The 25977-nt window shown below is 68.3% G+C and carries 19 protein-coding genes; 8 read left to right on the top strand and 11 right to left on the bottom strand.

Going from position 1 to position 25977, the window contains the following annotated elements; translation table 11 throughout:
• Nucleotides 1-137: 137 nt before the first annotated feature.
• From ACFU7D_RS07525 to ACFU7D_RS07490, 8 genes are all read right to left on the bottom strand, one after another.
• A complete protein-coding gene (locus tag ACFU7D_RS07525) occupies nucleotides 138-737 on the bottom strand; it encodes a class F sortase (RefSeq protein ID WP_378865241.1) in 600 nt (199 codons plus the stop codon).
• Nucleotides 730-1971: a hypothetical protein gene (locus ACFU7D_RS07520; protein WP_378865238.1), complete on the bottom strand. Its 1242-nt coding sequence runs from the start codon at nucleotides 1969-1971 to the stop codon at nucleotides 730-732. The genes ACFU7D_RS07525 and ACFU7D_RS07520 overlap by 8 nt, the downstream gene beginning before the upstream one ends.
• Nucleotides 1972-2074: 103 nt before the next feature.
• Nucleotides 2075-2917, bottom strand: coding sequence for a DUF1524 domain-containing protein (locus ACFU7D_RS07515; RefSeq protein ID WP_378865234.1), 843 nt, complete (start codon nucleotides 2915-2917; stop codon nucleotides 2075-2077).
• Nucleotides 2918-3095: 178 nt separating this feature from the next.
• Entirely contained in the window at nucleotides 3096-4352 is a 1257-nt protein-coding gene (locus ACFU7D_RS07510; RefSeq protein ID WP_378728776.1) for a hypothetical protein, read from the bottom strand.
• A gap of 360 nt (nucleotides 4353-4712) precedes the next feature.
• The gene (locus ACFU7D_RS07505; protein ID WP_378865231.1) at nucleotides 4713-5798 is read right to left on the bottom strand and encodes a hypothetical protein; all 1086 of its coding nucleotides are present in this window, start codon (nucleotides 5796-5798) and stop codon (nucleotides 4713-4715) included.
• Between the two features lie 19 nt (nucleotides 5799-5817).
• Nucleotides 5818-6582: a heme ABC transporter ATP-binding protein gene (locus ACFU7D_RS07500; RefSeq protein WP_378865228.1), complete on the bottom strand. Its 765-nt coding sequence runs from the start codon at nucleotides 6580-6582 to the stop codon at nucleotides 5818-5820.
• On the bottom strand, nucleotides 6582-7616 hold the full coding sequence (locus ACFU7D_RS07495; RefSeq protein ID WP_378865225.1) for a FecCD family ABC transporter permease: 1035 nt from the start codon (nucleotides 7614-7616) through the stop codon (nucleotides 6582-6584). The genes ACFU7D_RS07500 and ACFU7D_RS07495 overlap by 1 nt, the downstream gene beginning before the upstream one ends.
• Nucleotides 7613-8752 carry a hemin ABC transporter substrate-binding protein gene (locus tag ACFU7D_RS07490; RefSeq protein ID WP_378865222.1) on the bottom strand — a complete coding sequence of 380 codons (1140 nt, stop codon included), beginning with the start codon at nucleotides 8750-8752 and terminating at the stop codon, nucleotides 7613-7615. Before ACFU7D_RS07490 ends, ACFU7D_RS07495 begins: the two co-directional genes overlap by 4 nt.
• A 149-nt stretch (nucleotides 8753-8901) precedes the next feature.
• Between ACFU7D_RS07490 and ACFU7D_RS07485 the strand changes: the two genes are divergently transcribed.
• The 5 genes from ACFU7D_RS07485 to ACFU7D_RS07465 all read left to right on the top strand — a co-directional run bounded on the left by ACFU7D_RS07485 (nucleotide 8902) and on the right by ACFU7D_RS07465 (nucleotide 18689).
• Nucleotides 8902-9567: a heme oxygenase (biliverdin-producing) gene (locus ACFU7D_RS07485; RefSeq protein WP_378865220.1), complete on the top strand. Its 666-nt coding sequence runs from the start codon at nucleotides 8902-8904 to the stop codon at nucleotides 9565-9567.
• A gap of 31 nt (nucleotides 9568-9598) precedes the next feature.
• Nucleotides 9599-11635 (top strand): hypothetical protein, encoded by a 2037-nt coding sequence (locus ACFU7D_RS07480; RefSeq protein ID WP_378865217.1) that lies wholly within the window; start codon nucleotides 9599-9601, stop codon nucleotides 11633-11635.
• 148 nt (nucleotides 11636-11783) lie between these two features.
• Entirely contained in the window at nucleotides 11784-13997 is a 2214-nt protein-coding gene (locus ACFU7D_RS07475) for an Ig-like domain-containing protein (protein ID WP_378865214.1), read from the top strand.
• Nucleotides 13998-14069: 72 nt separating this feature from the next.
• Nucleotides 14070-14633: a TetR/AcrR family transcriptional regulator gene (locus tag ACFU7D_RS07470; protein ID WP_378865211.1), complete on the top strand. Its 564-nt coding sequence runs from the start codon at nucleotides 14070-14072 to the stop codon at nucleotides 14631-14633.
• A gap of 1032 nt (nucleotides 14634-15665) precedes the next feature.
• The gene (locus ACFU7D_RS07465; protein ID WP_378865194.1) at nucleotides 15666-18689 is read left to right on the top strand and encodes an NACHT domain-containing protein; all 3024 of its coding nucleotides are present in this window, start codon (nucleotides 15666-15668) and stop codon (nucleotides 18687-18689) included.
• Between the two features lie 166 nt (nucleotides 18690-18855).
• Here the strand turns inward: ACFU7D_RS07465 and ACFU7D_RS07460 are convergent, their stop codons facing one another.
• On the bottom strand, nucleotides 18856-19056 hold the full coding sequence (locus ACFU7D_RS07460) for a hypothetical protein (RefSeq protein WP_378865244.1): 201 nt from the start codon (nucleotides 19054-19056) through the stop codon (nucleotides 18856-18858).
• Between the two features lie 119 nt (nucleotides 19057-19175).
• Here ACFU7D_RS07460 and ACFU7D_RS07455 point away from each other — a divergent pair, with 119 nt between their 5' ends.
• A complete protein-coding gene (locus ACFU7D_RS07455; RefSeq protein ID WP_378865192.1) occupies nucleotides 19176-19409 on the top strand; it encodes a TetR/AcrR family transcriptional regulator in 234 nt (77 codons plus the stop codon).
• A 17-nt stretch (nucleotides 19410-19426) separates the two neighbouring features.
• Here the strand turns inward: ACFU7D_RS07455 and ACFU7D_RS07450 are convergent, their stop codons facing one another.
• A complete protein-coding gene (locus tag ACFU7D_RS07450) occupies nucleotides 19427-21175 on the bottom strand; it encodes an ABC transporter ATP-binding protein (RefSeq protein ID WP_378865189.1) in 1749 nt (582 codons plus the stop codon).
• Nucleotides 21172-22941, bottom strand: coding sequence for an ABC transporter ATP-binding protein (locus ACFU7D_RS07445; protein WP_378865186.1), 1770 nt, complete (start codon nucleotides 22939-22941; stop codon nucleotides 21172-21174). The genes ACFU7D_RS07450 and ACFU7D_RS07445 overlap by 4 nt, the downstream gene beginning before the upstream one ends.
• A gap of 210 nt (nucleotides 22942-23151) precedes the next feature.
• Between ACFU7D_RS07445 and ilvD the strand changes: the two genes are divergently transcribed.
• Nucleotides 23152-24834 (top strand): dihydroxy-acid dehydratase, encoded by a 1683-nt coding sequence (gene ilvD, locus ACFU7D_RS07440; RefSeq protein ID WP_378865183.1) that lies wholly within the window; start codon nucleotides 23152-23154, stop codon nucleotides 24832-24834.
• Nucleotides 24835-25172: 338 nt separating this feature from the next.
• Nucleotides 25173-25604, top strand: a complete 432-nt coding sequence (locus tag ACFU7D_RS07435; RefSeq protein WP_378865180.1) for an Ltp family lipoprotein — start codon at nucleotides 25173-25175, stop codon at nucleotides 25602-25604.
• The last annotated feature ends 373 nt before the right edge of the window (nucleotides 25605-25977 follow it).

The following is a 25977-nucleotide window of genomic DNA, read 5'->3' as shown; positions in this document are numbered from 1 at the left end:
TTCGGGTGAGGTGCTGGCGGGCGCGGGTGAGGGGTTCGGTGACGTGTCGCCGGTTTTGTCCCTTCACCCCGGCGGAGGCGGCTCGTTCTGCCGCGCCCAGTCGCCACGGATCTTGGTCACGATGAGCCGACTCGGCGCTACTTCTTGTGCTTGGGCAAGCTATTGAAGCGGTGTGCTCGCACGACGATGTTGCTGTCGTAGGAGGAGCCGTTCCAGTCGGTGCAGGTGATGATCACCAGCCGGCCGTCGCCGTGATCCTGCCCGAAGATGCGCTGGGCCTGCTCGGCCAGCTCCTTGCGGCTGAGCACCTCGACGGAGTCGACCTGGTGCTGGAAGGTCCCGTCCTTGGTGACGATGTCGACCTCCTGCCCCTTCTCGATGTGGTCGAGCTTGTTGAGGCTGCCGCCACCGGTGTGCACGGTGTGGCCGGTGACCACGGTCTGACCCTGCGCTGAGCCGGGCTTGGCGCTGCCGACCCACCAGCCGATCTCGCGTGGGTTGCGCGGCGGGTCGAGCACCTCTCCGTCGAGCCGGATCGGGACGACCTTCGCCTTCGTGTTCAGCCCGGGCAGCTCGAGGCGCTGCGGGGCACCGGGTGGCACCTCCACCGCGGCGCTGCCGCTGGGCCACAACAGCCCGGCCAGCACCATCGCGACGGCGAGCACGACCAGCGCGGTCCAGAGGCCGCTCGCCGCCGCGGCGAGCCGCGGCGGCGAGTCAACAGCAGTGTCAGCCACGCCGCAACATGCGGACGTACGTCGCCACACCGGCGCCCGCGGCCGCGAGGAGCAGCAGGGTGACGAGGGCGATGCGTCCGGCGCTGCCGTCGTCGTAGCTCTCCACGCCGGCGGTCACGACGGTCGGGACCGAAGCCGGCGGGTTGTCGGCCTTGGGCGGGTTGTTGACGACCGTCTTCGTGGCCGGGCTGTTCGGGCCACAGCTGCTGGTGCCGATGGTCAGGTGCGCCAGGCTGCCGCCGACGAACGCCTCGGCTGCCGGGAGAACCTTCGCGTCGAGCGCGGTCACCGTGATCGCGCCCGGGGAGCGGTCCTGGGCGTTGAGGGTGATGTCGAGGACGTTCTCTTCCAGCGGCGCGAGCTGCTCCTGGAGCGAGGTGAGCAGCGTGTTGAGCACCTGCTTCTGCAGCTGGTCGACCACGGGGTCGATCGGGCTGAGCGCACCGTCGAGCCCATTGGTCAGCTGCGTGCGTAGGCCCTTGAGAACGGCATCGGTCACGCCCGAGAGGTCGGTGACGACCTTCTGGTTCACGCCAGGCTCTACCGGCAGGTCGACCAGGGTGATGCGGTCACCACCGGGCGCGACCACGTAGACGGAGGAGTTCGCGATCGTGCTGTCGCCGCTCGCGGTGTCGTCGTCGGCGGTGCAGCTGCTCTGCACGGCGCCGAGGTCGACGTAGAGACCAGCGCCGTCCAGCCCCTCGATCGCGGGCGCCAGGAGCTGCATGAGGCCGGCGGTGATCTGGTCCTGGAACGGCTTCAGCGCGTCCTGGACCTCGGTGTCCATCCCCTGGAACAGGTCGGACTGGATCACCCGCAGGTCGCTGAAGTCGAGGCTGGCCGCGTCGAGCGAGACATTGTCGCCGCCGCTGAGGCAGTCGCCGGACCCGGCAGCGACCAGGGTCGCGCCGTCTCCGGCGATGCCGGAGCAGGCCGCCGAGGTGGCGTCCTTGTTGGCCACCGCGTTCTGGGCCAGCGTGCCGACCTGAATCGCGTCCTGGCCTCCGAGCGCGGTGATGACTGGCTCGTTGGTGCCTTCGGCGGACTCGGTGGTGCCGTCGTTGGTGACGGCATAGGTGCCCGAGTCGGTCGCCCCGGTGCCGGCGAGCTCGAGGCTGAGCGCGGTGGCTGACGCCTGCGACACCGTGGCGGCGCTCGCAGGTGCGGCTGACAAGGCAACCATGGCGGCCGCGGCCGCCACCGCGGCTCCCCGCGCGATGAGTGTTGTGCGCACGTGAACTTCCCTCCCTTTGACGTTCGTCACACTCAACGGAGAAGGAGCCTCGTACGTTACGGGCTGGGGTATCGCTTCTGACCTGCGGAATCCGGGTGTCAGGTCAGCTGTCGCAGACCGTGCCGTCCTTGTCGCCGTCGCGGTACCACTCGTACTCGGCGTCGCGGCCCTTCCGGTAGGGCCCGTAGCCCTTCGCGGTCGCCTTGGCGCAGGTGTCGAAACGGGGGTCCTCACCCGAGCCGCCCTCGGGAGGGTCGCTCGGCGCCGGCCCGGCCAGCCGCACGGTGATCTCGGGGTTGTCGCAGCCGGCCGCGATGTCCTCGATCGCGGCCTTCTCCGCCCGATCGACGAAGAGGCTCCAGCGGATCTTCACGGCGACCCAGTCGGCGACGTACGTGCAGTGGTAGCTCGTGGCGTCGGGCATCCAGTCGGCCGGGTCCTGGTCGCCCTTGCTGCGGTTGGTCGCGGCGGTCACGGCGATGAGCGCGCGCGGGTCACCGAGGTCGTTGGCGTACGCCTCCCGCTGCTCGTCGTTCCACGCGTCGGCGCCGGACTCCCAGCTCTCCTTGAGCGGGACCATGTGGTCGATGTCGAGGCCACCGGGACGCTTGAGGTTGACGCCGTCGTACGCGGAGAGCCAGGCACCGCTGGTCACGTCGCACTTGCCACGCGACTTCTTCCGAGACTCCTCGAGGAGCACCTCGGTGCGGGCGTCCTGGCAGTCGCCGTCGGCGTCGACCCAGTGGTTGAACTTCTCCCGCTCGTAGCCGGAGGCGACCTCCTTGGCGACGGGGAGCTTCGCGATGGCCTCGGTCAACGGAAGGCTGACCTCCTCGCCGCTGTCGGCGCCGTATCCGGCTTGGACGGCGGTGTCGGGCTGGGAGACCTCGGCGCAGCCGGAGCAGAGGAGTACGACGGCGAGCAGGGTCGCCAGCGGGCGCAGCATGGGGGACTCCAGAGAGTTGGGGGAAGAGCTCTGGGGAGCATCGGGGGCGGCTCAACTTTCCCGGATCTCGCGCCGGGTGGCACGCAGGCGCGCCGCCCAGGACCAGCGACAAAACCGAACCCGGGCCAAGGCACGAAGCCTTGGCCCGGGGTACGGGTGTTGCGGGTGCTACAGCGGATCAGGCGTGCGCGCGGCGCAGCAGGAACCACCGGGTGGCGGCAGCAGCGGCGACGAGCAGCACGAGTGCGCCGGCGGCGAACCCGCCCTTGGCGGCCGGGGACGAGAGCAGGTTGAGCTCGGCGTTGGCCGGGGCGTTGTCGGGCTTGACCTGGACGCTCGTGTCCGGGTCGGACTTGTCGCCGGAGACGACGACGTCGACGTTCTTCTTGTCGCCGCTGGCCGCAGCCTTCTCCTCGGAGGAGGTGAGACCGTTGGTGCCGCAGGTGCTGGTGCCGATGGCGACCTTGGCGGCGGTCGGGGCGCCGACCTTCTTCACGGCGTCGAGGACGTTGATGTCCAGGGCGGACACCTCGAGCGACTTGGCGGTCTTGTCCTGCTTGTTCATGGTGAGCTTGACCAGGTCGGTCTCGAGGCCCTTGAGCAGGACGGCGAGCTGCTCCTTGATGTGCTCGATCAGGTCGACGCGGATCGAGACGTCCAGGACGCCCGGCGCGATCTTGCTCTTCAGGCCCGACTGGAGCAGCGTGTCGACGCGGCCGAGGACGGCGTCGGTCACCGGGGAGAGGTCGGGGACGACCGTCGTGTTCTTCTTGGGGTTGGTCGGCAGGTCGGCGACCTTGATGTCGCCCTTGCCGGGGACGTTCACGGTGACGGCGGCGTTCTTGAGCTGGGTCTTGCCCTTGAAGTCGGAGCCCTGCGCCATGCAGGTGCTCTCCGCGGCGTCGAGGTCGACACCGACCGAGAGACCGCCGACCTTGGTGAGCACGCCGGAGACGATGGTCTGGACCAGGTCGTTGACCGGGCCGAGCTTCACGTGGACGGACTTGCTCTGGTCGTTGAGCAGGTAGTCGGTGGTGGCGCCCAGCTTCTGGAGGTTGAGCTCGGCGAGGTTCACGGTGACGGCCTCGCCCGGCTTCACGCAGCTGGAGCCGTCGCCGATGGCGACCAGGGTCGCGCCCTTGCCGGCGAGGGCCGAGCAGGCGCCGGAGTAGACGTTGCCGTTCTGGAGGGCGGCAGCCGCGTCCTGGGCGAAGACGCCGACCGAGAGCAGCTGCTGGTCGCCCGCGAGGAGCGGCAGGGCGGGCTTGTTGGTGCCCGAGTTGACGGTCTTCTTGCCGTTGTAGGTGGCCGTGTAGCGACCGGTGTCCACCTTGACCTTGTCAGACACGTTGACGGTCAGTGCGACCGACGAGGCCTTGGCCTGGGGCTTCTCCGCCGCAGTCGCCGGGGCCGCGGTCACGGAAAGACCGATCATCGCGGTCGCCGCAACAAGGGCGGCTCCGCGGACCGAGAGTGGGGAGCGCAAGTGACTTCTCCAATGGTGTTGATAACTGTCGATGACAGGGCACGACGAGTGGAAGTCAGCCTCTGCAGCCCCCCGGTTGCTGTGACTCGCCGTGACGAAGCGGGGAGTCTAGCCAGGTCGATTCGTCTCGCCTAGCGCTGAACCGATGCCCGAGGTCACACAATTTCGCCCGTAACTTCGGCGGTAACAGGTCGTGACGGGGGCCGATTTCGGGGTGGATTTTACGAAGGTCCCAGTGCCGGTCCCCGATATGGACCGGGCGTTTGAAGCCTGTGCCCGATCTGTTCCACTGGGTCCGGATCGCAAAGATTAGGACTCAATCGCCGAGGCCGCCGCCCGCCGCCTCCGCGAGACCACGATCGAGAAGGTCACGGCGCCGATCAGCACCAGCAGACCACCGCCCGCGAAGGCGTACGCAGGGAGGTTCTGCTCCAGCCACGGCTCCGCGGTCGTGGCGGCGACGGGGCTCGCCACCCCGAAGGAGACCTCGGGCTGCGCACCGGAGGCGGCGCCGCTCAGGCGGAGGGTGTGGGTGCCGGCGACGGTGCCGGCGGGCAGCTGCAGCACGCCGGCGACCTCGCCGGCGGCGCCCGCCTGCAGCGGTCCGACCGCGGCGACGCCGTCGTCGAAGGTCGCGGTGACCTGCTCGCCGGGGGTGAACCCGGCACCGGTGAAGGAGAGGACCCGCCCGAGGACCGCGGTGGTGCGGTCGACCTCGGCCTTCGGCTTCCCGTTCGCGGCCGGCGCGGCGGAGGGGGCGGGGGCCGCCGAGGCTCCCGGTGCGGTCGGTGCGGTCGGGGTCGCGGAGGCCTGCGGGGTGGCCGGGGTCGCGCCGCTGCTCCGGAACGACACCGGGGTGAAGGTCTCGTTGTTGGCGTTGGTGACCCCGTGGGCCCCGACGGTGATCACGCCGCAGGTGACCTCCAGGCAGTCGATGGTGGTCGCCCGGCCGGCTCGGTCGACGGCCTGGAACCTCGCGCCGGGGATGACCAGCGAGGTCGACCAGCTGCCGTCGGCGCTCATCCTCCCGCCGTTGGCGGCCGAGCCGGTGTCGGAGCCGGGGAAGGCGACGTACCGCTGGTAGCCGGCGTTGTTCTTCGCCTCGCTGTCGGGCACGTAGAAGTAGTCGCGGCCGGTCTGGCCGCCTCGGGAGGGCTGCCAGGTGCCCTTGACGGTCCCGAAGAAGACGTAGACGCCGCCGTGGCCGTTCCGGATCGACTGGAACTCGTTGCCCGAGACGGTGACCGTGGTCGCTCGGGCGCTGTCGGCCACCGCCTGCCCCGAGGAGCCGGTGATGGTGACGCGGGCCGCGGCCGAGGCGGGTGCAACTGGCAGGGTGACGAGGGCGAGGGAGGCGGCCGCAGCGGCGGCGAGCACGAGGAGGCGGGAGGTCATGGGATGTCCTGATCGGGAGTTACGGATGGATACGGCTGGGGACGACCAGCAACCGGCCGTCGTGCTCGATGACGTCGACCGGATGCTCGTAGACCGTCCCGATGAGGTCTGCGTCCAAGACGTCACGGGGCGGTCCGTCGGCGACGATCTCGCCGGAGGCGAGGACGACGATGCGGTCCGCGTACGCCGCGGCCACGGACAGGTCGTGCAGCACCGCGACCACGGCCGAGCCGGCGGTGGCGAGCCGGCGGGCCTCGGCGAGCACCTGGTCCTGGTGCCGCAGGTCGAGGGCCGCGGTGGGCTCGTCGAGCAGGACCAGCGGCGTGGCCTGGGCGAGCACCCGCGCGAACGACGTACGTCCCTTCTCACCGCCCGACAGCGTCGGGAACGTCCGTGAGGCGAGCGGCTCGATGTCGGTGCGGGCCATCGCCGAGGCGACGACCTCGTCGTCCGCCGCCTCGGCGGCGGTGCGCGCCCAGGGCGCCCGGCCCATGCGTACGACCTCGGCGGCCCGGAACCCGAAGGCGAGCCGGTGCTCCTGGGGGAGCACGGCGCGGCGGCGGGCCAGGGGGAGCTGCTTCCAGGCGCTCAGGTCGGTCCCGTCGAGCGTGACGCTCCCGGCAGAGGGGACCAGGTCGCCGGCCATCACCGAGAGCAGGGTTGTCTTGCCGGCGCCGTTCGGGCCGACGAGCGCGACCACCTCGCCGGCGGAGACCGAGGTCGAGACGCGGTGCAGGATCGGGTGGCCGGCGAGGCCGACCGACACCTCGGAGAGCGACAGCATCAGGCCCAGCCTCCTGCCGAGCGGCGGCTGCGGCGCAGCAGCCAGAAGAAGAACGGTCCGCCGACCAGCGAGGTGAGCATGCCGATCGGCAGCTCGGCGTAGGGGACGGCCGTGCGGGCGAAGAGGTCGGCCAGCGAGAGCAGCAGTGCACCGCCGAGCGCGGAGGCCGGTACCAGCACCCGGTGGCCCGGCCCGACGATCATCCTGACCAGGTGCGGCACGACCAGCCCGACGAAGGCGATGATCCCGGCGAAGGAGACCGCGGCCGCGGTCAGCATGGCCACGAGCACGATCGAGAACATCCGCAGCCGTTCGACGTTGACGCCGACGTGCCGGGCGGCCCGGTCGCCGAGTGCGAGCAGGTCCAGGCTCCGGGCCACGAGAAGAGCACCGAGCACTCCGACCCCGACGAACGGCGCGACGACGGCGACGTAGATCCAGCGGGTGCCGTTGAGCGAGCCGAGCTGCCAGAAGACGATCTCCTCGCGGGCCTGGGTGTCGCCCAGGAAGAGCATCAGTGCGAGCCCGGCGCCGGCGAGGGCGTTGACCGCGATCCCGGTCAGGACCAGGGTGACGACCTCGGTGCGGCCGTCGGCGCGGGAGAGCAGGTAGACCGACACCGTGGTCACCAGGCCGCCGAGGAAGGCGAGGACCGGGATGGTCCAGGCGCCGAAGAAGGTGAGCTGGTAGACGATCGCGATCGCGGCCGCGAAGGCCGCACCGCTGGAGACGCCGACGACGCCGGGCTCGGCCAGCGGGTTGCCGAAGACGCCCTGCATCAGCGCCCCGGCGGCCGAGAGCGCCGCCCCGACCAGCACCGCGAGCACGACCCGCGGGAAGCGCACCTGCCACAGGGTGACATCGCCCTGCGGGTGCTCGGGCAGCGGTCCGAGCGGCAGCCCGATGCCGTGCAGGAAGGAGCCCACCACCTCGGCCGGCGGGATCGCGAGCTGTCCGCGTCCGGCGGCGACGACCACGGTGGCCACGAGCGCGACGGTGAGACCGCCGATCAGCGCGCTGGCGCGCAGGCTCACTTGGCCCCGTCCTCACCGAAGGAGGGCTCGGCGGACTCCGGCGCGTAGATGGCCACCGCGAGCGAGTTGAGCACCTCGGCCGTACGCGGTCCGTAGCCCAGGATCGCCGAGTCGGTCATGTCCACGAACCGCCGGTTCTGGCCGGCGGGGGTCTGGGCCAGCGCGGGCAGCCGCTCCAGCAGCCCGTCGACGCCGCCGGCCGACTCCAGCCCCTTGGTCATCATCAGCACCAGCTCGGGCTGGGCGGAGATGATGCCTTCGTCGGTGACCGGCTTCATCCCGTTCCAGTTGATCTCGGCCGCCACGTCGTAGCCGCCCAGTGCGGTGATCAGCGAGTCCGCTCCCGACTCCTCGCCGAACATGTAGTAGACACCGGCCTGGCCGCGTACATAGAGAAAGACCGTACGCAGCCGGGTCTGCTCCGAGGCCGGCGCGACCTTCGCGATCTCGGCCTCGACCTCGTCGATCTCGGTCTCGGTGCGCTCGGCGAGCCGCTCGCCCTGCTCGGGGACGCCGAGCGCGGTGGCGATCTCCATGGTGAGCGGGCCGACGTTGGCGAGCGAGCGCTCGGAGTCCACGACCACGACCGGGATCCCGGCGTCGCGCATCTGCAGCACCACGTCCCAGGGCCCGAGGGAGGTGTCGGTGAGGATCACGGTCGGGTCCAGCTCGAGGATCTTCTCGGCGACCAGCTCGTGGCCGGTGCCGGTGACCAGCGGCAGGTCGGCCGCCTCGGTGAACTGTGTGGAGACGTCGCGACCGACCACCGAGGAGCCGAGGCCGAGGTTGAAGACCGTGGTCGAGATGGTGCCGTAGATGTCCAGCGCCAGGATCCGGGAGGTGTCCTCGACGGTCACCTTCGTGCCCTGGGAGTCGGTCACGGTGACGGGGAGCTTCGGCTCGGGCGCGGAGTCGCTGATCGGATCGACGGCCTGCTCGGTGAGCGAGGCGTGGGTCGCGCCGTTCCAGGCGCGCGGGTCGTCGAGCACCTCGGCCGCGGCCAGCGGGATCGCGGACGTCGCGTCCGCATCCGTGTGGGAGCCGGTGCCCGGGAGTCCGGAGCAGGCGGTGGTCAGCAGCGCGATGGTGGCGACCAGGCCGACCGCGCGCACCAGGGCGCGAGGGGAGTGAAGCACGGGGGGAGGTCCTCTCGGGGCGTTACCAAACCTGGTAAGGGTAACCTTATTTAGGCTAGCCTAAGCAAAGTCTTGCTGACTTTCTGACAATGTGTCAATATCCTTGCCGGAACGCCATCGCTTTGCCGCCCGACCTGACTGGAGCACACATGTCCGCCCTCCTCGTCGACGAGACCTCCGCCGCCCCGCTCTCCGCGCTGATGCGTGAGGGCTCCCGGATCCAGCACACCGCCGCCGAGAGCTCCTCCTTCATGGAGGAGCTGTTGGCCGGCCGCGTCAACGAGCAGGGGTACGCCGACTACCTGCTGCGCCTGCGCAAGGTCTACGTCGCGCTCGAGTCGGTGGGCCGCGATCTCGCCGCCGCCGACCCGGTTGCCGCGGCCGTCCATGACGCCGCCCTGGAGCGACTGGCGGCGATCGATGCCGACCTGACCGTCTGGGCCCCCGACGGTGGCGCTGTCGAGTCCGCGGCCGCGGAAGCGTACGTCGCCCGGATCGAGGCCACCCGCGCCTGGGGCGGTCTCTACGCCGCCCACCACTACACCCGCTACCTCGGTGACCTCTCCGGTGGCCAGGCGATCGGCCGGCTGCTCGACCGGTTCTTCGAGCTCGACGGCGAGGGGGTGGCGTTCTACGAGTTCGCCGAGATCCCCAAGCCCAAGCCCTACAAGGACGGCTACCGCGCCCGCCTCGACGCCCTCGACCTCGGCCCCGCGGAGAAGATCCGCATCGTCGAAGAGGTCCAGGTCGCCTTCGGTCTCAACCAGGCGCTCTTCGAGGAGCTCGGCGCCAACCTCGACACCTACCGCAGGTGACAGGCCCTTAAACGACAAGGACAGCCCCCACATGAACAACCGCCGACTCTCCGCTGGTCTGGTGGCCGGACTGCTCGCGCTCCTGGGCGTGCCCCAGGTCCCCGCCCTCGCCGCTGACACCCCGGCCGAGGGGGTGGTCCTCGAGGGGGTGGCGCTGGAGTGGGCGGGCAACGTCGAGATGCAGTCGGCGCCCCCGTTCGGTGGGTCGAACTACTTCTCCGCGGGTGCCTCCGCCGGCGACCAGGCGACCTACCGGGGCGTCGCCGACGACGTCTCGATCGTGCACGTGGCCACCGACGGGACCCGGTCCCAGGCGACGTACGCCACCCGCACCCGGCAGGTCGGCGGGTCCGTGCAGCAGCTGGTCCGGTTCGACGAGGGGCGGGCCGAGCTGGCCGCCGACGGGTCCGGGACCGTCGCCTGGGAGGGCGACTGGAGCGTCAACTTCTACGGCGGCCTGGTGCCGTTCACCTTCTCCGACCCGGTGTTGACGGTCGCCGCCGACGGGACCGGAGAGCTCCGCGCCGACATGTCCGGTTACGCCTCCTCGATGACCGACCCGGACAGCCGCGAGCCGATGGACCCGGTCGCGGACGTCACCGTCGCTACCTTCGCGGGTGCCGAGATCGACCCGGACGGGCGGGTCACGATCGCTCCCGACTACGCCGGGCGCCGGGTCACCGTGCCCGAGGACCAGACGCCGCAGGTGACCACCGGCTCCGGCTGGGGCGCCTGGCCCCAGGAGTTCCTCGACTTCCACTTCGCCTCCGGGCTCTCCTCCTACTGGTACTCCTCGGGCGGTGCCGCCGACGCCAAGAAGCCGCCGCTGCCGTTCGCGGTCGACTTCACCGGCTCCGACCCGGTCGTGACCGAGCCGACCCCGGAGCCGACGCCCGAGCCGACGCCCGAGCCGACCCCGACGCCCACGACCCCGGTCGACATCAACCCCGGGGGCGAGCTGGTCGTGAAGAACGCCGCCCTGCGCTGGGGGATCAACAACGAGTCCAACAACGCCGCCTTCGCGCCGGGGACCTACAACTTCTTCTCCGCCGGGAAGATCGCCGACCCGGGCAAGGGCGGCACGACCCTGAAGCAGTCGGGCTGGAAGCAGAGCTCTGGCAACGTACGCATCGAGAAGTACTCCGCCGACGCCTCGGCCTACCGGGCCGCGACCTGGGCCGGACTGGGCACCGACTCCACCGGCGCGAAGCTGACCACCTCAGGTGGCAGCTTCAGCAACCATCAGGTGGTGCTGACCGGTGGCACCGGGCGGATCGATCCCTCGACCGGCTCCGGGTCGGTGCGCTGGAAGGGCTCGTTCACGGTGCTCTACTACTCCGGGATGACGTTCTTCTACGTCACCGACCCGGCACTGACCGTCTCGAAGGGCACCGCGACCCTGACCGCGACGCTGTCCGGCTACTCCTCCTCGCAGACCGACACCACCCAGTGGGCGCCGGTGGCGCCACGGAAGGTGGATCTCGCCAGGCTCGGCAAGGTCGACCTGTCCGGAGCCCGCGGCTTCACCGCGACACCGGTCTACCGCGGGGTGAAGGTGAGCGTGCCGTCGACGGCGACCGCGCAGGTGCGCAACGGGTCGAGCTGGGGCGCGTTCCCGCAGTCCTTCGTCGACTACCAGACCACCGCCGGCTCGGGCTCCTATTGGTACTCCTCCGGTGGTGCCTCCGACGCCCACAAGGTCGCCCTGCCGGTGTCGGTCTCCTACGACGCGGCCAAGCCGGTGACCACCACGAAGCCGGCGGTCGAGGACGGCGACGACGGTGGCGGCGGGACCGTCTCCAATCCTGTGGTCACGGCGCCGGCGGGCGCCTCGCCGGGCCCCGCCGCCAGCCCTGCCGTGAGCCCGGCGGTCCTGCCCGCGCTGGCGGCCGCGACGGCTGCCTTCCCGGCGCTGGCCGGACCGGTGGACACCCTGATGGGGCTGGGCACCGAGCTGGCCTCGGGCGTACTGGCGTGGCGTACGTCCTGGCCCTGGTGGCTCGGCACGGCGGCCCTTCTCGGGGCAGCGGTGATCGTCCTGCGCACCGTGCGGCCGCGTCGCGGCTGACAGGTTGTCAAGAAGTCCAGGATCTTCTAAGGTAAACCTAACTTAGGCAAGGCTAACCTTGCTTGGAGTTGGAGCCTCGGCTCGCTCTCGGCCGTGCCGGCCGGTCGTCCGGCATCCCCACCCTTCTTCGTACGAGAGGCATATCTCCATGTCCTTGAAGGCCAGAGCCCGTCGTGGGCTCGCGTTCACCCTGGCTGCCGGGCTGATCATCCCCGGGCTCGCCGCTCTCGCCGCAGCCCCTGCGCAGGCCGCGCCGGTCTCGGTCGACGACGTCCAGTTCCGCTGGGGCTTCACCAACGAGTCCAACTCCCGGGCCTTCGCGCCCGGCACCTACAACCACTTCGCCGCCGGCAAGCTCGGCAACCCCGGCGCCGGCGGCCAGACCCTCAGCGCTGCCGCCCAGGGCGCGACCTGGGCCAACGGCGCCGCGGCCGGGTGGAAGGCGACCGACGGTGAGGTGACGATCGAGAAGGAGCAGGCCGACGGCAGCTACGCAGCGACCACCTGGGCCGGGCTCAGCACCGCGCCGGACGGCACCGCGATCACGTTCACCAAGTTCAGCGACCACCAGGTCGTGATTGACAGCGGCACCGGCACCCTGGACGCCGCGGCCGACGACGCCTCGATCTCCTGGGACGGCGACTTCACCGTCGTCTACTACAGCGGCATGTCGTTCTTCTACGTCTCGGACCCGGAGCTGACCGTCGACAACGGCGTCGGCACGGTCACCGCGACGCTGAGCGGCTACGGCTCGGACATGAACGACACCGGCGCCTGGACCGAGCTCGCCCCCGCCGAGGTCACCCTGGCCACGCTGAGCGGCGTGGACGTGACCGAGACCGGCCTGGTCGTCACTCCCGACTACCTCGGCGTCGAGTACGAGGCGCCCGCCGGCGGCACCGCCCAGTCCCGCACCGGGGCCACCTGGGGTGCGTTCCCGCAGTCCTTCGTCGACTATCAGGTCGGCGTCGGCTCGGCGTCCTACTGGTACTCCAGCGGCGGCGCGGCCGATGCGCGCAAGCCCACGATCCCGCTCGAGGTCGTCGTACCGGAGACCCAGGCCGCGGAGCCGGCCTCCGTCACCGTCTCCCGGACCTCCGTGCCCGAGGCGGGCCAGACGACGGTGACCGTGGAGGGCACCGGCTTCGACCCGGCAGCCGCGACCGGGGCCCGGCCGCCGCTGGCAGGGAAGCCCGCCGGTGCGTACGTGGCCTTCGGCAAGGTCGCAGACGTCTGGAGGCCGTCCGCGGGTGCGCCCTCGACCAGCCGGGTGAACACCTCGGTGAACTGGGCCGTGCTGGCCGAGGACACCGCGACCGTCGGCGGCCCGGAGGCCGGCGCGATCGAGCTACGCCCCGACGGCACCTTCACCGCCGAGCTGACCGTCGACAAGGCCGCGATCGACGCGAAGGCGACCGACCCGGCGCTGACCGGCTACGGGATCTACACCTACGCCGGCAGCGGTGCCGTCCAGGCGACGTACGAGACCTTCACCCCGATCACCTTCACCACGGCAGCGGCCTCCACGCTCGCCACGACCGTGCAGGCGCGGCCGTACGGCACCGCCAGCTCGATCGGCGTGACCGTCTCGCCCACCGCGACCGGGACTGTGACCGTGACGGAGGGCTCGACCACCCGTGGTAGCGCCACCTTGAGCGAGGGGCGCGCGACCGTCGCGCTGCCGACGAACCTCGCGGTCGGCGCGCACAGCCTGACCGTCTCCTACGAGGGCAGCAGCACCGTGGCCGCGTCCTCGAAGACCGTCACGCTCACCGTGGCGAAGGCGTCGTCCAGCGTCTCGACGTCGGTGCGCAACGGCAGCTACGGCACGTCCGGCTCGGTGACGGTCGCGGTCCGCTCCGCGGTCTCGGTCGGCGGGTCGGTCACCCTCAAGGAGGGCTCGAAGTCGTACGGCACCCGCACGCTGTCCGGCGGCCGGACCACCTTCACCCTGCCCAAGTCGCTCGCGACGGGCAAGCACACTTTCACCGCGACGTACAACGGCTCGGGCACCGTCGCCGCCGCCACCGCGAAGCCGGTGGTGTCGATCGCGAAGGCGAGCGTGGGCTACCGGACCTCGTGGACGACCAAGGTCAAGGCAGGCCAGCGGGTCGGGTTCAAGACCGTCGTCGTCGGCAAGGCCGGCGTCGCGAAGCCGACCGGCAAGGTCAAGGTGACCTTCGTCCGAGGCAAGAAGTCGGTCGTACGCTGGGCCACCATCAAGAGCGGCGTCGCCAAGGTGTCCCTGACTGGCGCGCAGTCCAAGCGCCTCGGCAAGGGCAGGTGGACGATCAAGATCAGCTACACCGGCAACGCCAGGTACCAGGCAGCGACCGGGACGCGGACCGTCACCGCGAGGTAGGTCGCGGCGCCGGTGAGCCCTCGCCTCAGGGTGCGGGGGCTCGCCGGCGCGGCTGCACTAGGGTTCGTACTCGTGCCCCGAATCGCCGCCGAGAACGTCCCCGAGCACCGCAGGATGGTGCGCGAACGGATCTTCGCGGCGTTCGCCGAGCTGATGGCCGAGGGCAGCTACGACGCGATCAGCATGTCGAAGCTGGCCCAGCGCGCCGACATCGGCCGCACCGCGATCTACCACCACTTCAAGGACCGGGACGCGGTCATGGTCGCCTTCGCGACCCACGAGACCTCGGAGTACGTCGCCTCCCTGCAGGCTCAGCTCGCCGCGAGCGAGGACCCGGCCGAGCGGCTGCGGATCTACGTACGCAACCACCTCACCCTCGGCGAGAAGTTCCACATGGGCTTCGGCCCCCAGGTCTACGGCGGCCTCCCCGAGGAGGCCCGCCAGGAGATCCGCGAGCACATCGTCGCCGTCGAGCAGGTGCTAGCGGAGATCCTCGAGCAGGGCGCCGAGCAAGGCATCTTCGCCGTCTCCGACGTCGACGCCACCCTCGCCCTCGTGCACTCCGTCCTCGGCACCCGCAACCTCCCCACCGACCGGATCGAGGAGTTCGTCCTCCGCGCCGTCGGCGCGCTGTGATGGCGGAGCCGCTGCGATTGGGCGGTTGCTACCGGTCATGCCGGAACGAGAGCCACCGTCGGCCGTGGCTCGCCTGGTTGAGGGCCCCGTTGCGGTGACCGACGGTTCGCTCATGACGCGGCAGAATGGCCGCTGCCTGGCTGCCTTTGATGCCCGGTGGTGTCACGCAAACCCTAGGGATCGGGCCGGGCGTGCAGCGAGTTTCAAACTCGACCGGGAACGCTCGGTCCGCCATACGCAGCGGTAAACCTGGTGATCGACACTTCAGGTGCGGCCCGGACCGGGTTGGACGCGAGTGATCTGAACGAGGACCTATGGGAGTTCAGCCGCTCGACGGGTGAGGAGAGGGCCGGGTCATGCACTCGGCTTGCGATGCCTGCGATGGTGATGTGTTCCGGCTTCGCGTCGACGACGAGGAAGTGTGCGTGGAAACAACATGCACCTCGTGCGGCACGGTCCTGCTCATGCCGGATTCAACGGACTATCTCGATGACGCGGAGCTTGAAGAGTGCACCTGTACATGTGGTGGGGAGGCGTTCAACGTCGCGGTTGGCTACACGCTGACTGAGGACGGTGACGTGCAGTGGATCTTCATCGGGCGCGCTGTTTCGATGACGGCGTGCTCGGTTGCTACGCGGATTGGAAGATCGTCTACGGGTTGTCGGGGCACTTGCCGACCTGACGTAGGACGATCCTCCGGGGAGCGCCTTGGTCTACGGACTGGGGCGCGCCTTCCCACTGCGCGGCGCGTAGGGGGACCGGCCGCCAGGCCGCACGCCTTAGGGGCCGCCTTGAGTTAGTAGAGAAGGTCTTTCGCGAAGATTGGGTATGTCGCACCCCAGATGGCTCCCCCGGGGATGCACGGGGATGTGTTGTTGCACGCAACTCTTGACACTCGCCCGCGCGGTGTCCTGAGCCCATGCATCCATACGGTGACGAACGTTAGGGGCTTTGCCCCGACTACCTGATTTCCCTGCGAGAGGATCAGCGGATCGCTACCCTGATTAGCGAGAGCTGGGAGTGGATATAGTGTTGACTGGCGTAGAAGCGGCTTTGGCGAAGGCTGCCGCAGGTAGTGTCCAAAAGGCGCTTGGATGGGTGGGCAAGCCGCTTATCGAGCGAATCCGTGAACGGAAGCTTGTCGACGCACTGAGCGAGCAGTGGTCGGGCGCGGATTCTGCTTCCCTGCCCGCGCTTTCCGCTAAGAACGCCTCGGCGTTTAGCCAACTGCTGGAATCGGCAGAACTGGAACACTTTTCACTCCAGCTTGTTCTCAATCACTACCTGGTACGAACCGGAGAGAAGCGCTTCGCGACGGCCGACCTGCACAGCCAACTCGAGTCACTGCTTCGCCTCCATGTGACTGCCGACGAAGAAGTTCTTCAGCCCCTCGAGAGGTATCTATTCTCGGCACTGGAAGGCGCTGCGTTGACCGGGTTGGATAGTGCCCTCGAACTTGCTGGCGGAGTTCCTAAGAGAACTCAGTTGGCCATCGCAAAATGCAGCGCGAACTTCGCATTATCGGCAACAAGGAACTCAGAGCTCATGAGTTCAATGACGACCATCGGAGCGATTCACGAATTTGAGAAGTCTCTGGCAGCACAAATCGCAAGCGTGCATGGAATGATGCGGTTGCCGCACGCCAACTCGTCTCGCTCTGTTAAGTATGAAAGCCTATTTGTTCAACCCCGAATCCGGCTCGGGATTGGGGATGACGGTCTAGATATCTCCGAACTTTCCGAGGTTCTCAGGCACAGTAATCGGACCGTACTTCTCGGTGATCCAGGAGGTGGCAAATCGACGTCTTCTCTGAAGCTGACTTACGACATTGCCAAGCATGGGGCCGACGGATTGAAGGTCCGTATTCCATTCTTCGTCCAGCTTCGTGACTATGCAAAGGAGTACTCGGACGAGCGTACTTCCTTGGTAAGTTACATTGAAAAGATCTGCGAAACCCCATATTCGGTCAAGCCGCCTGGGGGTGGCGTCGAATACCTACTTCTAAATGGGATTGCCGTGGTGGTTTTCGATGGTCTAGACGAACTTCTTGAGACTTCACAACGTCGGGACGTTGTGACGGCGGTCGAAGGCTTTGCGCACCGGTATCCGAGCACGCAGATCCTGGTCACATCAAGGAAGGTCGGGTACGAGGAAGCGCCGCTCGACGATACACTGTTTACTATCGCGCTGCTTTCGGACTTTGAAGACGAAGAGGTCGAGAGTTATGCGCGGAAATGGTTCTCGTTAGACGAATCTATCGAGCGGATTAGGCGTTCCGAGCTTGCAGACGCTTTCCTTGGCGATAGCGAGTACGTGTCCGATCTTCGGTCGAATCCACTAATGTTAGCTTTGATGTGCGGCCTGTATTCCGGAGAAAGATACATCCCCAAGAATAGGCCGGATCTCTACGAAAAGTGCGCCGTCCTGCTGTTTGAGCGCTGGGACAAGCAGCGGGGAATTGTTGCGCCACTACCGTTTGACGCCCACGTGATGGCTTCGCTTCGAAGCCTTGCCCTGTGGCTCTATTCGACACACGAGCAGAGTTCAGGTCTCCCAAGGGAGAAGCTCGTTGAGTTCATGACCTCATATCTCCTTAAGAAGCGGTTCGAAGATCTTGAAGAGGCGGAGAACGCGGCTAATAGTTTCATCGACTTTTGTCGAGGTCGAGCGTGGGTGCTTACTGACGTTGGGGCTGAACGCTACTGGTTTACGCACCAGACCTTTCTGGAGTTTTTCGCTGCGGCGCAGCTCGTGAGGGAAAATGCTTCGGCGCAGAGTCTATACGCAGTGTTGTTGGACAGGATCGAGGCTGCGGAGTGGGATGTAGTTGCCCAGTTGGCCGTTCAGGCACTTGGAAAGACGGTGGAAGACGGCGCAGACGACCTGCTGGAGTTATTGATCACGCGAGCTGCGGACCTATTGGCCGCAGACGAGCAAAGCAGGCGCGTGAACATCTTATCGTTCGCGGCGCGTGCGCTTGCTTTCGTGGTACCTCGACCGGCTGTTGTGCGCGGCATCGTAAACGGTTGTGTGGCATTGGGCGTGACTGGCTCTGTGGATGACCGTCGACAACCGTATGTCCCTCTGCTTGAGCTGATGGGCGCAAACCCGGAGAACCAGCCGCTGATCAGAGCCTGCATAACTTCTGAGCTGCGCGTGGCGAGTAGCTCCGATCGTCGGGAACGCGCGTTGGCCCTTGTGATGTTCTGGGGGGCGTTGAGTCGAAGCGCGGTTGGTAGGTCGGCGCGTTCAGCTAGGTTCGACGCAGAGATCGAGCAAGTGGCTGAGGAGATGGCGCTCGAATGTCAGCCCGAAATAGCGGCCGCCTCTAACGAGGTCCCTTGGATCGCGGCTAGGCATATTTTCTCTGGTGAGTGGAAGGTTCAAGACGTGGTGGGCCGATTTGGCGTCCCCGCGCTTTACGAATGTTTTTATGGCGATGTAGTTATCGCGCCGCCGCCAGCGTACTCGCTAGTTCGTCACGCTGGACGTCAAGGCTACCGCGGCGGCCTGGGGTCATCGGAAGAGGCTGCCGCCAGTGAAGTGCTGAATGAGATCCATGACGCGTTGATCGCGGCCCCAGGTCCTTGGTTTGAGGGCGATTTTCAGATCTTTCAGAGCATGTTTGACGTCGATGCGGACTTGGATCAGCGGCCGTTAAGACGTGACAGGGATGTCAAGACGGATGTAGTTGCGCGGTCTGTCGCTATCCTGCTCCTTTTGCCGTTAATCGAAATATGGATCTTGATCGATCGTGGGCATACTGCAAGTCGGCCGCACGCGCGGATTCATCTATTGAGCGAACGGGTCTTGGATCGATCGATTCGGCGGGACCTGTCTCGTGGTGATCGTGGCCCTCGTCCAGATCCAAGGTCAGTCATTGACTCGCTTCGGTTGACGACCAGTGTGCGGAGGGCGGTTGACTCTTGGCTGGAACTGAAGTTGAACTTTGTTGACCCGAGATCGAAGGTTACAATAGTTGACCCTGAAAGGCGGAAAGTCGAAGATTATCGCTTGGCGCGAATGCGTGATGAGTCCCCGGTTTCCGGAGAGTGAATGAACGTTATTCTGATTCCGCTGGACGTTATCAATCTGGAGCGCTGCGCCGTATCGGTCAGATGTACTGATGTCGATCTAAAGTCTGCTGTCGCCAAAGACGGCCCCACGCGCTAAGTAGTGCGATGCTCGGAAATCTTGTGGTCTTTGCGGTGGCGTGGGCACGCTAGTGGCGTGAATTTGAAGTCGCTGGATGGTTGGGCTTCTTGACGATCTGGTCGGCGGTCTTGGTCTGGTGACGGCGCTTCGGCTTCAACGCGGCGATGACCTGACCGGTGGCGATCTCGAGTGCCGCGAACAGGGTGGTGGTGCCGTGGCGGTAGTAGTCGTAGGAGCGGCGTTCAACCTTGCCCGGCAGCATCGACACGGCGAGGTCCAGTGCCCTGGCTATACGTCAACCCGGGAACAGCTTCCGGCGCGGCCGCACTACAGTTCGTTCTCGTGCCCCGTATCGCCACTGACAACGTTCCCGAGCACCGCTAGCAGGTGCGCGAGCGGATCTTCGCGGCGTTCGCGGAGCTGATGGCCGAGGGCAGCTACGGCGCGATCAGCGTGTCCGAGCTGGCCCAGCGCGCCGACATCGGGCTCACCGGCATCTACCACCACTTTCAAGGATCGGGTCGCGGTCATAGTCGCCTCGTGCACTCGGTCCTCGGCACCCGCAACCTCCCCGCCGACCGGATCGAGGAGTTCGTCCTCCGCGCCGTCGGCGCGCTGTAAGCACTCGGCCGAAGCGCTCAGCCGGTCGGCTCGCCGACCAGTTGCCAGCCCGCCGCGGTCGTACGCTGCTGCCAGAAGTCCCGGTAGCGGCCATCGGTCGCGAGCAGGTCGGCATGGCTGCCGCGCTCGGCGATCCGGCCGCCGTCCAGGACGAGGATCTGGTCGGCCGCCGTCACCGTCTGGAGCCGGTGGGCGATGACGATGACGGTGCGGTCGGCGGCCAGGGCGGTCAGGGCCTCCTGGACGGCTGCCTCGTTCTCGGCGTCGAGCGCCGCGGTGGCTTCGTCGAGGAGGACGACGGAGGCGTCCTTGAGGAGTGCCCGGCAGATCGCGACCCGCTGGCGCTCGCCGCCCGACAGCGTGGAGCCTGCCTCGCCGACCCGGGTGTCCCAGCCGTGCGGGAGACGGGCGACGATGTCGTCGACCCGCGCCAGCCGCGCGGCCTCCGCCAGGCGAGCCGGGTCGGCGTCGGGGGCCGCGAGCAGGACGTTGTCCCGCAGTGTCCCCTCGAAGAGGTAGACGTCCTGGAAGACGATCGAGACGTCGGCCATCAGCGCCTCGGTCCCCAGGTCGCGTACGTCGACCCCACCGACCCGCACCGACCCGGAGGTGACGTCGTGGAACCGGGCGGCCAGCCGGAGCAGCGTCGACTTGCCGGATCCGGAGGGCCCGACGATCGCGGTCAGCGAGCGGGCCGGGGCGGTGAAGGAGACCCCGTCGAGAACCGCGGTCGAGCCGTCGTAGGAGAAGGAGACGTCGGTCATCTCGACCGCGCCGCCTCGCGCGGTCGCGGGGACGGCAGGCTCGGGGAGCGGGGCGATCTCGAGCAGGTCCAGGACCCGGCGCAGCGACCCCTGGGCGATTCGCAGCGCGCTGGAGAGCTCGCCGAGGTCGACCATCGACTCCACGAACCGGACGCTGAGCACGAGCAGCCCGACCGCGGTCGGGGCGTCGAGGCTGCCGCCGAGGACGAGGTGGACCGAGAGCGCGACCACCACGGTGAGCAGCGCCTGGACGGCGAGCAGCTGGAGTCCGCGACCACCGAAGCCAGTCACCAGCATCCGCCTGCTCGCCGCCCGCTGGGCCGCGAAGGCGTCCTCGACCAGCTCGTTGCCGTGGACGGTGCGGCCGAAGACCCGCAGGGCCTGCTGGTTGAGCGCGAACTCCACGACGCGTGCCGAGCCGTTGGCCATCGCGGCGTCGTAGCCGGCCTCGGAGCGCCCGATGATCACGCTCAGCAGGCGGGTCGCGGCGAAGACCAGGACGACACCGGCCAGCAGTGCCACCCCGAGACGCCACTCCAGGACCAGCAGCGCGGCGACCACGGTGACCGGGCTGACCACGGCGGCGGTCATCGGCCGCAGCAGGTGGCCCGGGATCGAGGAGATGTCAGCCGCGCCCTTGGACGCCATCCGGCCGACCATCCCGGTGCGGTCGGCGTCGTACCAGCCGAGCGGGAGCCGGGCGACGTGCTCGCCGAGCCGGGCCAGGGTGCGGTCGAGCAGGTCGCAGGCCAGGTCGTAGCCGGCCAGGTCGGCCAGAGTGAGCAGCACGTGGTGGACGACCAGCAGCCCCAGGAGCGCCGCTGCCCAGGCGGTCACCCCGTTCCAGTCCTGGGTGAAGAGGGCGACCAGCAGTGGCACCAGGGCGGCGAAGGCGAGGCCCTGGAGGACCCCGGTGGCGACGAAGGTGGCGACCACCCGGAGCAGCCGCCGGCGGCCGTCGTGGTCGAGGAGGGTGCTGAGCATGCGTACGACGGAGATCATCGGGCCACCTCGGCGGTCTGGGTGTGGACGGGTTCCAGATGGGCGCGCTGATCGGCCCGCCACAGCCGGGCGTAGAGGCCGTCGGCGGCGAGCAGGTCGGCATGCGTGCCGGACTCGGCGACCAGCCCGGAGTCGAGGACGACGATCCGGTCGGCGCCGGTGATCGTGGAGAGCCGGTGGGCGATGACGAGGAGCGTACGTCCCGCGACCAGCCGCGACAGCGCCTCCTGCACCTGCGCCTCCGACTCCGGGTCGGCCGCCGCGGTGGCCTCGTCGAGGACGAGGACCGGGGTGTCGGCCAGGATCGCTCGAGCGATCGCGACCCGCTGCCGCTCACCCCCGGAGAGCAGCGCATCCTCGCCGACCACCGAGTCCAGCCCGCGCGGCAGGGCGTCGAGGCGGTCCAGGATCTGCGCGGCGGCCGCGGCGTGGCGTACGTCCTGGTCGGAGGCGTCGGGGCGAGCCAGCCGGATGTTGTCGCGGACGCTGGTGCGCAGCAGGGAGGTCTCCTGGAAGACGAACGAGACTCGCTCGTAGAGCTGCTCGCTGGTCAGGCTGCGCAGGTCGCAGCCGCCGAGGTTGATGGACCCGAGCGTGGGGTCCGCGAAGCGGGGTAGGAGCCGCGCCAGGGTCGACTTGCCCGAGCCGGACGGGCCGACCAGAGCGGTCACGGTGCCGGGTTCGAGGGTCAGCGAGATCCCGTCGAGCACGAGCCGGCCGCCGGGGGAGTAGGCGAAGCCGACGCCGCGCAGCTCCACCCGACCGCCCTCCGGGCTCGCGGCGGTCGCCGGGACCGGGAGCTCCGGGGTGGCCAGCAGCTCCTGGATCCGCTGGGCGGCACCGGTCGCCTCGCGCAGCTCGCGGCCGGCGTACCCGGCGACGGTCACCGGGGCGGTCATGGTCAGCCCCAGCACCAGGAACGGGACCAGGTCGATCGCGGCGAGGTGACCCCTGCTCGCCAGCAGCGCACCGGTGACCGCGACGAGCGCGAGCGTCAGCACCGGGGTCAGGGCGAGCTCCATCAGCAGCATCCCGAGCGCCGAGTGCCGCATCCAGTCGCGGTTGAAGCCGCCGAAACGCTGCGCGACCTCGGTGAACCGGCGATGCGTACGGCCCTCCCGGCCGAACGTCTTGACCACCGTGATCCCGTTGACCAGCTCCACCGCGGCCGAGCCGAGCTCGGCCAGCCCGCGGTCGTACGTCTGGTAGAGCTCGGCCGCGCCGCGCATCGAGATCCGCAGACCCACGATGCCGAGGACGAGCGGGACGCAGGTGATCAGCGCCATGGTGACGTCGACCGAGAGCAGGTACGCCGCCACCGTGACCGGGAGCGTGATCGCTGCGGTCAGCTCCATCGCCGAGTGCGCGACCAGATGGTGCAGCGCGGCCACGTCGTCCTGGACCGCCTTCTTCACCTGCCCTGAGGAGCGCTCGGTGAACCACGCCAGCGGCACCCGGCCCAGCCGGGCGACCAGGCTTCGTCGCAGCAGCACCGAGAGGTCCAGGTCGGCGGCGTGGGAGAGCCACGACGCGGCCAAGATGGTGGCCAGTCGGATGCCGAGAGCACCCAGGCTCACCTGCACCACCAGCCAAGCCCGTCCTGCGTCGATGCTCGCGCCACCGGTGGCCGGTAACAGGATCCGAGCCAGCTCGACGATGCCGATCATCGGCACCAGCCCGGCGACCGTGGAGACCACGGTCAGCGCGATGCAGGCGAGAAGGCGGCCGCGTACGGGCCGGAGGATGTCACGCAGTGGCGATGCCATCAGGGCATGTCCTTGTCCAGGGGAAGATCGAGGTCCGAGAAGCCTGATCAGGCAGGCCGAAGGCCACCCGGCGCTCTATTCACCCGCGCCTAGAATCAGGAATCATTCTCATTCTGACATGGCGGTCCGGGGTGCTGAAGACGCCACGCCCGGGATCCGGAGGGATGCGAGATCGGGCCGAGGGTGCTCATCCGCTACTACGCTGCTGGTATGACCGAATCACCCGACATCAAGCCTCGCTCACGCGATGTCACCGACGGCCTGGAGAAGGCTGCCGCCCGTGGGATGCTCCGCGCGGTGGGCATGGGGGACGAGGACTTCGCCAAGTCGCAGATCGGCGTTGCGTCCAGCTGGAACGAGATCACGCCCTGCAACCTGTCGTTGGACCGGCTCGCGAAGGCCGTGAAGAACGGCGTCCACGCGGGTGGGGGCTACCCTCTCGAGTTCGGCACCATCTCGGTCTCCGACGGCATCTCGATGGGACACGAGGGGATGCACTTCTCGCTGGTCAGCCGCGAGGTGATCGCCGATTCGGTCGAGGTCGTCATGAATGCCGAGCGGCTCGACGGCTCAGTGCTGCTCGCCGGCTGCGACAAGAGCCTTCCCGGCATGCTGATGGCCGCGGCCCGGCTCGACCTCGCGAGCGTCTTCCTCTACGCCGGGTCGATCATGCCGGGCAACGTGGACGGCAAGGACGTCACGATCATCGACGCGTTCGAAGCCGTCGGGGCCTGCCTCGCCGGCAAGATCACTCGCGAGGAGGTCGATCGGATCGAGCGGGCGATCTGCCCGGGCGAGGGTGCGTGTGGCGGCATGTACACCGCCAACACGATGGCCTCGGTCGGCGAGGCGCTGGGCATGAGCCTGCCGGGCTCGGCAGCGCCGCCGGCCGTCGACCGCCGTCGCGACGGCTTCGCGCACCGGTCCGGCGAGGCCGTGGTCAACCTGCTTCGCAAGGGCATCACCGCTCGCCAGATCATGACCAAGGAGGCGTTCGAGAACGCCATCACGGTCGTCATGGCGCTCGGCGGGTCCACGAACGCCGTGCTCCATCTGCTGGCGATCGCCAACGAGGCCGAGGTCGAGCTGACCCTGGACGACTTCAACCGGATCGGCGACAAGGTCCCGCACCTGGCCGACATGAAGCCGTTCGGCAAGTACGTCATGAACGACGTCGACAAGATCGGCGGCATCCCGATGGTGATGCGCGCGCTGCTCGACGCCGGCCTGATGCACGGTGACACCCTGACCGTGACCGGCAAGACGATGGCCGAGAACCTCGACGAGCTGGCGCCCCCGTCGCCCGACGGCACGATCATCCGCAACCTCGACGCTCCGATCCACAAGACCGGCGGCCTGACCATCCTCAAGGGCACGCTCGCCCCCGAGGGAGCGGTCGTGAAGAGCGCGGGCTTCGACGAGTCGACGTACAGCGGCACGGCGCGGGTGTTCGATGGCGAGCGCGCCGCGCTGGACGCGCTCACCGCAGGCCAGATCGTGGCCGGAGACGTCGTCGTGATCCGCTACGAAGGTCCCAAGGGCGGCCCGGGTATGCGCGAGATGCTCGCCATCACCGGCGCGATCAAGGGCGCGGGCCTCGGCAAGGACGTCATCCTGGTGACGGACGGCCGGTTCTCCGGCGGAACCACCGGCCTCTGCGTCGGCCACATCGCGCCCGAAGCCGTCGACGGCGGCCCGATCGCGTTCGTACGCGACGGCGACCCGATCACGCTCGACGTCGCCAACCGCATCCTCGAGCTCGGTGTCGATGCCGGCGAGCTCGAGCAGCGCAAGGTCGGTTGGGAGCCGTTGCCGCCGAAGTACACCCGCGGTGTCCTCGGCAAGTACGCCAAGACCGTGCAGTCGGCCGCTGTCGGGGCTGTCACCTGCTGAGCGGCGCTACCCCTCAGGGCCAGCGATGAAGCGGCAATCCTGCCCGGACTAGATGACAAGAGACCGGCTCTCACCTGAAAGACCAGGTGGGGGCCGGTTTCGATGTACGGCATGCCTTGAGGGTCTGGCCGGTTAATGGTTGTTCGTAGGGAATCGTGGCGCAGTCATCCTTACCTCCGTCGTATCGCGGCGAACATCCGTGATCCGGTCGCGCCGGAGGCAGACACATGTTTAGTTATGCAAATCGTCCTTGTTTGATGCAAGCGGATGACAACTATTAAGCAAAGGGCTACCGTTCGAATTTGAGGCGAATCTCGGACTCGACAAGGAGAGAGCCCATGAAGCACATCATCGCGACCATCGCCGTCGCCATACCTCTGCTGTTCACCGCGGCCTGCGCCGAGACCACCGATGGCACAGCCGCCGACGGGTCCTCGCAGGGCGAGAACACCAAGAAGCCGAAATACACGTCCTCCCAGGAGGCCGCCATCGGGGCGGCGCAGAACTACGTCGACACGATGCCGTTCTCCCGCAAGGGCCTCGTCGACCAGCTCTCGTCCCCCGCCGGTGACAAGTACCCGAAGAAGGACGCCGTCTTTGCCGTCAACCACATCAAGGTCGACTGGAATGCCGAGGCCGTCGAAGCGGTGGAGAACTACCAGGCCACGATGCCGATGTCCGAGCAGGCCATGTACGACCAACTGACATCGCCGGCCGGCGACAAGTTCACCAAGAAGCAGGCCGACTACGCCATCAAGAAGGCGTACTGAGCTCGCTGGCAGACCGGCCACGATCGCGGGTGAGGTCGCGGCACCGGTCAGCCGCGGCCTGCCCGGTGAACGCGACCGACGTCAGAGCCTCGGCCCACCGCCCGTACTGAGCGACCTCGATCGGGTCGGCGACCTCCAGGTCGCCGGCTGTGCGAGTGGCTAGGGCCGGCGAGCCCAACGGATGCGCTGGCGCGTGTGATGGGCTTCGAGCCTGTGGCGGATCTGACCGCTTGTGCGCGCGAGCTCGAGGCATTGCTCCGTGACGGTGGGCAGCTCTCGCGTTGGGACTGGACAAGAGCGATGGTCGCCACGGAGCTCGTTGGGCGAGCGAGGTCTACGGCTCGGGTCTTGACGCCGTGCACATGTTCGGGCT

Origin of the sequence: Nocardioides sp. NPDC057577 (assembly GCF_042801335.1) — a bacterium.
Classification (GTDB): domain Bacteria; phylum Actinomycetota; class Actinomycetes; order Propionibacteriales; family Nocardioidaceae; genus Nocardioides.
The sequence above is the reverse complement of the archived record's forward strand: the minus strand, read 5'-3'. Positions and strand labels throughout refer to the sequence as shown.

What these genes read in the sequence shown, in the direction of transcription:
- ACFU7D_RS07500 (WP_378865228.1), bottom strand. Translation starts at nt 6,582, where the DNA reads ATGCTGTCGCTCTCCGAGGTGTCGGTCGGCCTCGCCGGCCACCCGATC.
- ACFU7D_RS07510 (WP_378728776.1), bottom strand. Translation starts at nt 4,352, where the DNA reads ATGATCGGTCTTTCCGTGACCGCGGCCCCGGCGACTGCGGCGGAGAAG.
- ACFU7D_RS07485 (WP_378865220.1), top strand. Translation starts at nt 8,902, where the DNA reads ATGTCCGCCCTCCTCGTCGACGAGACCTCCGCCGCCCCGCTCTCCGCG.
- ACFU7D_RS07515 (WP_378865234.1), bottom strand. Translation starts at nt 2,917, where the DNA reads ATGCTGCGCCCGCTGGCGACCCTGCTCGCCGTCGTACTCCTCTGCTCC.
- ilvD (WP_378865183.1), top strand. Translation starts at nt 23,152, where the DNA reads ATGACCGAATCACCCGACATCAAGCCTCGCTCACGCGATGTCACCGAC.
- ACFU7D_RS07435 (WP_378865180.1), top strand. Translation starts at nt 25,173, where the DNA reads ATGAAGCACATCATCGCGACCATCGCCGTCGCCATACCTCTGCTGTTC.
- ACFU7D_RS07450 (WP_378865189.1), bottom strand. Translation starts at nt 21,175, where the DNA reads ATGATCTCCGTCGTACGCATGCTCAGCACCCTCCTCGACCACGACGGC.
- ACFU7D_RS07475 (WP_378865214.1), top strand. Translation starts at nt 11,784, where the DNA reads ATGTCCTTGAAGGCCAGAGCCCGTCGTGGGCTCGCGTTCACCCTGGCT.
- ACFU7D_RS07480 (WP_378865217.1), top strand. Translation starts at nt 9,599, where the DNA reads ATGAACAACCGCCGACTCTCCGCTGGTCTGGTGGCCGGACTGCTCGCG.
- ACFU7D_RS07505 (WP_378865231.1), bottom strand. Translation starts at nt 5,798, where the DNA reads ATGACCTCCCGCCTCCTCGTGCTCGCCGCCGCTGCGGCCGCCTCCCTC.
- ACFU7D_RS07445 (WP_378865186.1), bottom strand. Translation starts at nt 22,941, where the DNA reads ATGGCATCGCCACTGCGTGACATCCTCCGGCCCGTACGCGGCCGCCTT.